The following is a 9,451-nucleotide window of genomic DNA, read 5'->3' on the forward strand; positions in this document are numbered from 1 at the left end:
GTTCTCGACGACACAGAGCCTTCGGCTTCCCGTCCTGGCTGATGGACTTCGCGCCGGCTTCAATCCAGATCGGACGAAGTACCAGGACCTGCTCCAATGCCTGACCTTTGCATAAGGCCCTTCAACCCAGGCGCGCGGATCTAAGCCGTAACGCGTTCCCGATGACAGACACGGAGCTGAGCGACATCGCAAGCGCGGCCACGATGGGGCTGAGCAGGATTCCGAAGGCCGGGTAAAGCACGCCGGCCGCCACCGGGATGCCGATCGCATTGTAGGCGAAGGCGAACATTAGGTTCTGGCGGATGTTGCTCATCGTCATCCGGCTGAGCGCGACCGCTCGCGCGATGCCGGCGAGGTCGCCCTTGACCAGCGTGATTCCGGCGTTCTGGATGGCGACCTCGGTGCCGGTCCCCATGGCGATCCCGACATCGGCCTCGGCAAGGGCCGGGGCGTCGTTGACGCCGTCGCCGGCCATGGCCACCACCCGGCCTTCCGCCTTGAGCTTGCGGATAGCGTCGTGCTTGCCCTCGGGCAGGACATCGCCCTGAACCTCCTTGATGCCGAGCAGCCGCCCGATCGCCTGGGCCGTCGCGACATTGTCGCCCGTCAGCATGAGGATCCTGATGCCGTCCGCGCGCAAGGCGTCGAGCGCGGCGGCGGTGCTCGACTTGACCGGATCGGCGATGGCGATCACCGCCCCGGCCCTCCCGTCCACGGCCATGAAGAGGGCTGTCGCTCCGTCGCGGCGCAGTTCCCCCGCCCGTGCGGTGGACGGGCCGAGGTCGGCCCCGGCGTCCCGCATCATGGCCTCGTTGCCCAGCGCAACCGAGCGTGGGCCGACCTTGCCCGTGACCCCTTGCCCATGACGGAGGCGAAGTCGGTGGGGTCCTGGACCGTGATGCCCTTGTCGCGCGCCGCCGCGACGATGGCGGCGGCGAGCGGATGCTCGCTCGACCGCTCCAGGCTCGCCGCCAGGGCGAGCACGTCTGTCTCCGACAGGCCTTCGGCAGGCACGATCGCGGTGACCTTGGGCTTGCCCTCCGTCAGCGTGCCGGTCTTGTCCACCACCAGTGTGTCGACCTTCTCCATGCGCTCCAACGCCTCGGCTGACTTGATCAAGATTCCCGCGCCCGCCGCCTTGCCGACGCCGACCCCGATGCTCATCGGCGTGGCCAGCCCGAGCGCGCAGGGGCACGCGATGATCAGGACGGACACGGTCGCGATCAGCCCGTAGGACAGCGACGGCGGGGGTCCCCAGGCGGCCCAGGCCACGAAGGTCATGACGGCGATCCCAAGCACTGCGGGAACGAAGTAGCCGGCGACGGTGTCGGCCACGCGTTGGATCGGGGCCCGGCTCCTCTGCGCCTCGGACACCATCTGGACGATGCGCGCCAGCATCGTGTTGGACCCGACCTTGTCGGCTCGCATGACAAGGGCGCCGGTGCCGTTCACGGTGCCGCCGATCAGCTTGTCGCCGGCACCCTTGGCGGCCGGCATAGACTCGCCGGTCACCATCGATTCGTCGACGGCGCTGCGGCCGTCGAGCACGACGCCGTCGACCGGCACGCCGCTGCCAGGGCGTACGCGCAACGAGTCACCGACCCGGACTTCCGCCAGCGGCACCTCCTCGTCGGTCCCGCCCTTTCCCACGCGCCAAGCCGTGTTGGGCGCGAGTTTGAGCAAGGCGCGGATCGCACCGCCGGTCTGGTCGCGGGCGCGCAGCTCCAGCACCTGGCCCAGCAGCACCAGGACGACAATGACAGCCGCCGGCTCGAAGTAGACGGCGACCATGCCGCCCATCTCATGGAAGCCGGCCGGGAAGAGGCCCGGCACGAAGGTCGCGACGAGGCTGTAAAGGTAGGCAGCGCCGGTTCCGAGCGAGATCAGACTGAACATGTTCAGGCTGCGGTGGAGCACGGACGCCCAGCCGCGCTCGAAGAAAGGCCAGCCGGCCCACAAGACGACCGGCGTCGACAGGACGAACTGGATCCAGGTCGAGACATGCGGCGGGACGAGCTTGTCGAGGCCCAGGGCCGGGACGTGGCTCCCCATTTCCAGGACGAAGATCGGCAGAGTCAGGGCGAGGCCGATCCAGAAGCGACGGGTCATGTCCGCCAATTCATGGTTGGGCGGCGCCTCCGCCGTGACCGTCAGCGGCTCTAGGGCCATGCCGCAGATGGGGCAGCTTCCCGGCCCCTCCTGCCGGATCTGCGGGTGCATCGGACAGGTGTAGATCGTGCCGGCCGGTGAGGTAGACGCGCGGCGTTTCTCGGTACGGATGTATTTGGCCGGCTCGGCCAGGAACTTGGTCCGGCACCCGGCCGAGCAGAAGAAGTGCGTCCTACCCGCTCGCTCGGCCTTGTAGGCGGTCTTCAATGGATCGACCGACATCCCGCAGACCGGGTCCTTGGCCGTCGCAACCGATGACGTGGCCGTACTACCTCGATCGGCAAGGCCGCGGGATTCGTGAGCCGACGCATCCATGACGATGAGTCCTTCCTTGCCGGCCTCGCACCTTACCTCATGCCGAGGCAAAGCAATCCCCGGAGGGCCTCGGGACTCGGATCGTCCTGCTCCAGCATAGGCTGATCACGATAGGCGACGATCCGCTTCGGCAGATAGGTTCCGTTTCCGAATAGCCGCTACCCGAGATCGCTCAGTGCATTCCACGTCGGACGAGCCCATGCCGCGGTTCCAACAAGGCTGGAACGGGAAGCCGAGGTCCCGTCCAACACCCCGACAACGGAGTTTCGTCACCGCGGATGCGCGAAGCGTTTTCGCATTCCCGGTCACCGACTTTGCTGCTCACGTCGGGGTCGCAGACACCGTACGCTACGAATTCTCCGACGCATATGTGGGCTGTCTGAACTCGTCGGCGGGTCGGACGCGACGCCTGCGTTCGAACGAAACCTCCGCTGCAACCGCCCTGCCAAACTGGCGTCGCGCCGCTTCGGCCCAACTGTCTGAGCATCGGAAGAGACATGAACGAAGGTCCGGCGACAGGTTGCGTGATCTCAGTGCGGGGCGCCGTAGTGGACGTGAGCTTCGCCGGCGCGGCCCTCCCCGCGATCGATACCGCCCTTATCGTGCAGTGGGACCGTCCGGAGTCGCTCGTCCTCGAAGTTCACAGCCACGTCGATCCTTCGACCGTGCGATGCATTGCCCTTCAGGCGACTGCGGGCCTCGCCCGCAGCACGCGGGTCAGCACGACCGGGGCTCCGATCTCGATCCCGGTCGGCGACGCCGTGCTCGGCCGCCTCCTCGACGTCATCGGCACCGTCAGGGACCGCGGGCCGCCGCTGCCGCCCGAAACGCCGCGACGCGGCATCCACAATCCGCCGCCTTCCATGGAGGACGAGACGTCCAGCACCGCCGTGTTCGAGACGGGCATCAAGGTGATCGACCTGCTCGCGCCGCTTCTCCAGGGCGGCAAGGCCGCGATGTTCGGCGGCGCGGGCGTCGGCAAGACGGTGCTCGTCATGGAACTGATCCATGCCATGGTCGAGAAGTACCAGGGCATTTCGGTCTTTGCCGGCGTCGGGGAGCGCTCGCGGGAAGGCCATGAACTGCTAACCGACATGCAGGGCTCGGGCGTTCTGGCCCGCACGGTGCTCGTCTACGGCCAGATGAACGAGCCGCCCGGCGCGCGCTGGCGGGTGCCGCTCACGGCGCTGACCATCGCCGAGTTTTTCCGCGACCAGAAGCACCAGAACGTGCTGCTGCTGATGGACAACGTGTTCCGCTTCGTCCAGGCCGGCGCCGAACTGTCGAGCCTGTTGGGGCGCCTGCCATCCCGGGTCGGCTACCAGCCAACGCTCGCGACAGAGGTCGCGGCCTTGCAGGAACGTATCGCGTCGGTGGCCGGCGCCGCGGTCACGGCCATCCAGGCCGTCTACGTCCCGGCCGACGACTTCACCGATCCGGCCGTCACCGCGATCTCCAGCCACATGGACAGCATGATCGTGCTCTCGCGCGACCTGGCGGCCGCGGGCTTCTACCCCGCCATCGATCCGCTCGCCTCGACGTCGGCGCTGCTGGATCCGATCCTCGTCGGGGAGGAGCACTACCGGGTCGCGGAGCGCGCCCGCGAGGCCCTGGCCCGCTTCAAGGACCTCCAGGACATCATCGCCCTCCTTGGCGTCGAGGAACTCGGCGCGGGCGACCGGGAGATCGTCAAGCGCGCCCGTCGTCTCCAGCGTTTCCTCAGCCAGCCCTTCGCCGTCACGGAAGCCTTCACGGGCACGCCCGGGCGAAGCGTTCCCCGCGCGGAGACGATCGCCGGCTGCCGCGCCATCCTGGACGGCGAGACCGACGAATGGGCCGAAAGCTCGCTCTACATGGTCGGCAACCTGGACGAGGCGCGGAAGAAGGAGACGGACGCGAAGAAGATGGATCGGCCGTCGTGAAGCTGCGCATCGACACGCCGCTTGCGACCGTCGTCGACGAGGACGGCGTCCTCGCGTTCCGGGGAGAGGACGTGAGCGGTGCCTTCGGGATCCTGCCGCGGCACGCCGCATATCTCACCAGCCTGGCGATCTGCGTGGTGAGCTGGACGGCGGCCGGGGGGACGCAACGATGCTGCGCCGTGCGGCGCGGCGTCCTGACCGTCACGCCCGGACGCGACATCGCCATCGCCACCCGGGAGGCGATCGCAGGGGACGACATCGCGACGCTCGAAAAGACCGTCCTGAGCCGGTTTCGCGACGAGATCGAGACAGAGCGGGCCGAGCGGGTCGACAGCACCCGCCTGCAACTGCGCGCCATAAGGGAAATCATGCGTCATCTCCAAGGAGGACGGCCGCCATCGGAGACCTTCGGATGACGGCGTCGAACCACGACCCGGTCGATGATGACCAGCTCCTCGGCAGCGTCAGGCTGCGCGGCACGCGGCACCGGGCCTGGCTGCGCGACGGCGAGCCCTCCGTCGCCCGCCGCCTGGCCCAGATCGGCGTTCTCGGCTGGATCGTCGTGGTGCCCATGCTGCTCGGCGTCTTCGCCGGACGCTGGCTCGACCGGACCTTCGACTCCGGTCTGTTCTGCACCGCTCCGCTGCTGATGCTGGGGGCCGCGCTCGGTTGCTGGTCGGCCTGGAAGTGGACGCAGGCCGCATGAGCGCCTGGGCGTTCCACGGCTGGCCGTCCGTGGCCGCGAGCCTCGCGGCCTATTTCGCCGGGGGGCTCGCGCTCGGCGGCGTGCATTTCGGCGGCCTCTGGTGGACCGCCCGACTTTTCGCGGGGGGCGACCGACTGTTGTTGGCCTTGGGCGTCATGCTGGGTCGCATCGTCCTCCTGGGCGGGCTGCTGACGCTGGTCAGCTTCGCCGGCGCACCGCCGCTGCTCGCGGCCGCGGCCGGCGTTCTCCTGGCCCGTCCGGTCGTGACGCGCCGCATCCGCCGGGTGGTCGCATGACCTCGCCGCTGTCCAGCCTCGCGCTGTTCCACGTCGGTCCGGTGCCGATCACCGCGGCCGTGATCGTCACGTGGGCGCTCATGGCCATCCTTACCCTGGGGAGCGTCCTCGTCACCCGCCGGCTGACGCTTGTCCCGTCGAGGACGCAGGCCGCCTTCGAACTCATCGTCGATACCGTGGACGGCCAGATTCGTGACACCATGCAAATGGAGCCGGGCCCCTACCGTGCCTTCGTCGGCACCCTGTTCGTCTTCATCTTCGTCGCCAACTGGTCGTCGCTCGTTCCTGGGGTCGGGCCGCCCACCGCCAAGCTCGAAACCGATGCCGCGCTGGCCCTTCTCGTCTTCGTGGCGGTGATCTGGTTCGGCATCCGCGCGGGCGGCGTCCTCGGGTACCTCGCGACCTTCGCCTCGCCCAACCCGATCATGATCCCGCTCAACTTCATCGAGAGCCTGACGCGCACCTTCTCCCTCCTCGTCCGCCTGTTCGGCAACGTGATGAGCGGCGTCTTCGTGATCGGGATCGTCCTGTCGCTGGCCGGCTTCCTCGTGCCGATCCCGCTCATGGCGCTCGACCTGCTGACCGGGGCCGTCCAGGCCTACATCTTCGCGATCCTCGCGATGGTGTTCATCGCCGGCGCGGTCAGTGACGGGAAACCCGCGCGCGCCATCCCCGACCTCTCCAATCCAAGGACAACCTCATGAACTGGCTTGCCTGCGCCAGCATCGTCTCGGCCGCGCTTGCGGTCTCGTTCGGCGCGATCGGTCCCGCGCTCGCGGAAGGACGCGCGGTCGCCGCCGCCATGGATGCGATCGCCCGCCAGCCCGAGTCGGCCAATACGATCTCGCGCACGCTGTTCGTCGGGCTCGCGATGATCGAGACAATGGCGATCTACTGCCTCGTCATCGCGCTTCTGCTGCTCTTCGCCAACCCGCTGCTGAAGTCGTGACCCCATGACCTTCGACTGGTGGACGCTCGGCTTCCAGACCGTCAACGTCGCGGTGCTCGTCTGGCTCTTGCAGCGGTTCTTCTGGAAGCCCGTGTCGGCCATGATCCAGCAGCGCCGCAGCACGGTGCAGGGCCAACTCGACGACGCCGCGGCCAAGCGCAAGGAGGCGACCGAGGCGCTGGCCGGGATCGCCGCGACACGCGCCGGTTTCGCCAAGGAGGGCGAAGCGATCCGGACGGCGGCCCATGCCGCGGCGGCGAAGGACAGCACCGCGCAACGGGAGCAAGCGAGCAAGGCGGCAGCGGTGCTGGAGGCCACGGCGCGGGCCGCGATCGAAACTGACCGGTCGACCGCCGAAGCCGCCGCCTCGCGCCGCGCGAGCGACCTCGCGGTCGACATCGCGAAGCACCTCGCGGCGCGGCTCGACGGCGCCGCCGTGCAGGCCGCCTTCCTGGATTGGCTCGTCAAGGCGATCGGGGCGATGCCGGAGGCCGCGCGCCGCCTCGCCGGGGCGGAGGGCGCAACTCTTGAAGCGGTCAGCGCGACGCCGATCGCCGCCGCCGACCAGGCTCGTTATGACGCAGCGATCGGCCAGGCCTTTGGGTCCCGTCCCCAAATCACGTATCGGGCGGATCCCTCCCTCATCGCCGGCCTCGAATTGCGCGGCGCCAACCTGGCCGTCAGCAACAGCTGGCGCGCCGATCTCGCGCAGGTCCTGGCGGATTTGAAGCGATGACGATGGATGCTGACGCGCGCGCGGACGCCTGGCTCGCGGACGCCCGATCCACGCTGGGATCGACGAACCTCGGGCCCCGGGCCGAGCAGATCGGCCGCGTCGAGGAGGTCGGCGACGGCATTGCCCTCGTCTCGGGCCTGCCACTCGCGCGGCTCGACGAGCTGCTCCGGTTCGCCAAGGGGCAGTTCGGCTTCGCCCAGGTATTGGAGCAGGACCGGATCGGCTGCGTCCTGCTGGACGACGTCGATGGCGTCGAGGCCGGCGATGCAGTGCATGGCACGGGCGACGTGGTCCGCGTGCCGGTCGGGCCAGGCCTGCTCGGTCGCGTGGTCGATCCGCTCGGTCGGCCGCTCGATGGAAAGGGGCCGATCGCAGCGGACAGCAAGGAGCCGATCGAGCGACCGGCGCCGGCGATCATCGACCGGGACCTCGTCACCGAGCCCGTCCAGACGGGACTGATCGTGATCGACGCGCTGTTCGCGCTCGGTCGCGGCCAGCGGGAATTGATCATCGGGGACCGCGCCATCGGCAAGACGACGATCGCGATCGACACGATCATCAACCAGAAATCGAGCGACATGGTCTGCGTCTACGTCGCGGTGGGCCAGAAGAGTTCGAGCATCCGCCGCGCCGTCGATGCAATCCACGCCGGCGGCGCCCCGGAGCGGTGCATCATCGTGATCGCCGAGGCCGCGAGTTCCCCCGGCCTGCAATGGATCGCGCCGTTCGCCGCGATGACGATGGCCGAGTATTTCCGCGATCGGGGTCAGCACGCCCTGATCGTGATCGACGACATGACCAAGCACGCCGCGACCCATCGCGAGATCGCGCTGCTGACGCGCCAGTCGCCCGGCCGCGAGGCCTATCCGGGCGACGTGTTCTACGTGCATGCGCGCCTGCTGGAGCGGGCCGCCAAGCTCTCGAAGGAGAAGGGCAGCGGGTCACTCACGGCGCTGCCCATCGCCGAGACCGATGCGGGCAATCTCAGCGCCTACATCCCAACCAACCTGATATCGATCACGGACGGCCAGATCGTGCTCGACGCGAAGCTGTTCCGCCAGGGCCAGAAGCCGGCGGTCGACGTCGGCACCAGCGTGAGCCGCGTCGGCGGCAAGACCCAGGCCCACGCCCTGAGGGACGCCGCGAAGACGCTGCGCCTCGACTATGCGCAATTCCTCGAACTGGAGGCCTTCACCCGCTTCGGTGGGATGCCCGACACGCGGGTCCGGAACCAGCTCGCCCGGGGCGCCCGCATCCGGGCGATCCTCGAACAGCCGCAGCATTCGCCGTTGCGGCTGGCCGACGAAGTCGCCCTGGTGCTCGCGGTGCAGTTCGGCCTCCTCGACACGATCCCGTTGCCGACCGTGGATGCCGTCCGGAAAGGCTTGCGCGATGCGCTCGACAAGGATGCGGCAGAGGCGGTCAGGCAGATCGAGGACAAGGGCCTGCTCGACGACAAGACGAAACAAGCGCTTCGCACCGTGCTGGAACGTCACGTCAAAACACTGGCGCCAGCGCCAGCGCAAGCGCCGGCCCCGACATCGGCCAAGCCGGCGTGACCGAGCGTCTCGCCGAGGTCGGAGCCCGGATCGACGGCATCCGGCAGCTCGGTGCGGTGGTGAATGCGATGCGCGGCATCGCGGCCGCCCGCGCCCAGCAGGCCCGCGGCCAGCTCGCCTCCGTCGACGGTTATGCGGCCGCGATCGCCGCGGCCATTGGACAGGCCCTCACGCTGACGCCCGCGATCCGTTCGGAAAGTCCCGCGCATCGGCCGACCGGCTCGGCGCTCGTGCTGTTCTGCGCCGAACAGGGTTTTGCCGGCGCCTTCAGCGAGCGCCTCCTCGACGCGGCCGGACCTGATCTAGGCCACGGCAAGTTGTACCTCATAGGAACGCGTGGCGGGACCGTCGCTCGCGAGAGGGCCATCACGCCTGAATGGTCAGGCGCCATGCCCTCCCATTCGGATGGCATTCCCAAGCTCGCGGCCGTGATCGCCGAGGCGCTCTACCGACGCATCGCCGCCGGGGACGTCGACCGTCTCGACGCGATGTTCGGCCGGTGGGATCCAGGGCACGGCTGTCGCGTCGAACGCCGTCGCCTTTTCCCGATAGACCTGACCACCTTGACCAGCCCCAAGGGGAACATCCCCTTCGTGACGCTTGAACCGACCGTGCTCATCGGCGAACTGACGGCAGCTTACGTCCACGCCGAACTCTGCAAAGCGGCCCTCCACGCATTCGCGGCGGAGAACGAGGCGCGACTGCAATCGATGACCTCCGCACACAGCCAGATCGAGCGTCAGCTGGCCGAGCTGCAATCGGTCCAGAGGATCGTGCGGCAAGACGGGATCACGGAAGA

General features: G+C 68.6%; 9 protein-coding genes and 1 pseudogene. 9 read left to right on the top strand and 1 reads right to left on the bottom strand.

Annotation, left to right across the window (positions count from 1 at the left end):
- Positions 1 to 121: 121 nt before the first annotated feature.
- Positions 122 to 2,484, bottom strand: a pseudogene (locus tag M8523_RS28595) (heavy metal translocating P-type ATPase).
- 497 nt (positions 2,485 to 2,981) lie between these two features.
- Between M8523_RS28595 and atpD the strand changes: the two are divergent.
- The 9 genes from atpD to M8523_RS28640 all read left to right on the top strand — a co-directional run.
- Positions 2,982 to 4,406 (top strand): F0F1 ATP synthase subunit beta, encoded by a 1,425-nt coding sequence (gene atpD / locus M8523_RS28600; RefSeq protein WP_282588284.1) that lies wholly within the window; start codon positions 2,982 to 2,984, stop codon positions 4,404 to 4,406.
- Entirely contained in the window at positions 4,403 to 4,822 is a 420-nt protein-coding gene (locus tag M8523_RS28605) for a F0F1 ATP synthase subunit epsilon (protein ID WP_282588285.1), read from the top strand. Before atpD ends, M8523_RS28605 begins: the two co-directional genes overlap by 4 nt.
- Complete coding sequence (locus tag M8523_RS28610; RefSeq protein ID WP_282588286.1) at positions 4,819 to 5,112, top strand: AtpZ/AtpI family protein; 294 nt, start codon at positions 4,819 to 4,821, stop codon at positions 5,110 to 5,112. The genes M8523_RS28605 and M8523_RS28610 overlap by 4 nt, the downstream gene beginning before the upstream one ends.
- Entirely contained in the window at positions 5,109 to 5,408 is a 300-nt protein-coding gene (locus M8523_RS28615) for an N-ATPase subunit AtpR (protein ID WP_282588287.1), read from the top strand. Before M8523_RS28610 ends, M8523_RS28615 begins: the two co-directional genes overlap by 4 nt.
- Complete coding sequence (locus tag M8523_RS28620) at positions 5,405 to 6,112, top strand: F0F1 ATP synthase subunit A (protein ID WP_282588288.1); 708 nt, start codon at positions 5,405 to 5,407, stop codon at positions 6,110 to 6,112. Before M8523_RS28615 ends, M8523_RS28620 begins: the two co-directional genes overlap by 4 nt.
- A complete protein-coding gene (locus M8523_RS28625) occupies positions 6,109 to 6,357 on the top strand; it encodes a F0F1 ATP synthase subunit C (protein WP_282588289.1) in 249 nt (82 codons plus the stop codon). Before M8523_RS28620 ends, M8523_RS28625 begins: the two co-directional genes overlap by 4 nt.
- A 4-nt stretch (positions 6,358 to 6,361) precedes the next feature.
- Positions 6,362 to 7,093 carry a F0F1 ATP synthase subunit B gene (locus tag M8523_RS28630; RefSeq protein ID WP_282588290.1) on the top strand — a complete coding sequence of 244 codons (732 nt, stop codon included), beginning with the start codon at positions 6,362 to 6,364 and terminating at the stop codon, positions 7,091 to 7,093.
- Entirely contained in the window at positions 7,090 to 8,652 is a 1,563-nt protein-coding gene (locus M8523_RS28635; protein ID WP_282588291.1) for a F0F1 ATP synthase subunit alpha, read from the top strand. The genes M8523_RS28630 and M8523_RS28635 overlap by 4 nt, the downstream gene beginning before the upstream one ends.
- The coding region (locus M8523_RS28640) for a F0F1 ATP synthase subunit gamma (RefSeq protein ID WP_282588292.1) at positions 8,649 to 9,451 on the top strand (803 nt) is incomplete at its 3' end. The genes M8523_RS28635 and M8523_RS28640, both read left to right, overlap by 4 nt.

This window comes from Lichenifustis flavocetrariae (assembly GCF_026130545.1).
GTDB classification, from domain to species: Bacteria; Pseudomonadota; Alphaproteobacteria; order Rhizobiales; family Beijerinckiaceae; genus Lichenihabitans; species Lichenihabitans flavocetrariae.

What these genes read in the sequence shown, in the direction of transcription:
- M8523_RS28615 (WP_282588287.1), top strand. Translation starts at nt 5,109, where the DNA reads ATGAGCGCCTGGGCGTTCCACGGCTGGCCGTCCGTGGCCGCGAGCCTC.
- M8523_RS28620 (WP_282588288.1), top strand. Translation starts at nt 5,405, where the DNA reads ATGACCTCGCCGCTGTCCAGCCTCGCGCTGTTCCACGTCGGTCCGGTG.
- M8523_RS28610 (WP_282588286.1), top strand. Translation starts at nt 4,819, where the DNA reads ATGACGGCGTCGAACCACGACCCGGTCGATGATGACCAGCTCCTCGGC.
- M8523_RS28635 (WP_282588291.1), top strand. Translation starts at nt 7,090, where the DNA reads ATGACGATGGATGCTGACGCGCGCGCGGACGCCTGGCTCGCGGACGCC.
- atpD (WP_282588284.1), top strand. Translation starts at nt 2,982, where the DNA reads ATGAACGAAGGTCCGGCGACAGGTTGCGTGATCTCAGTGCGGGGCGCC.
- M8523_RS28630 (WP_282588290.1), top strand. Translation starts at nt 6,362, where the DNA reads ATGACCTTCGACTGGTGGACGCTCGGCTTCCAGACCGTCAACGTCGCG.
- M8523_RS28625 (WP_282588289.1), top strand. Translation starts at nt 6,109, where the DNA reads ATGAACTGGCTTGCCTGCGCCAGCATCGTCTCGGCCGCGCTTGCGGTC.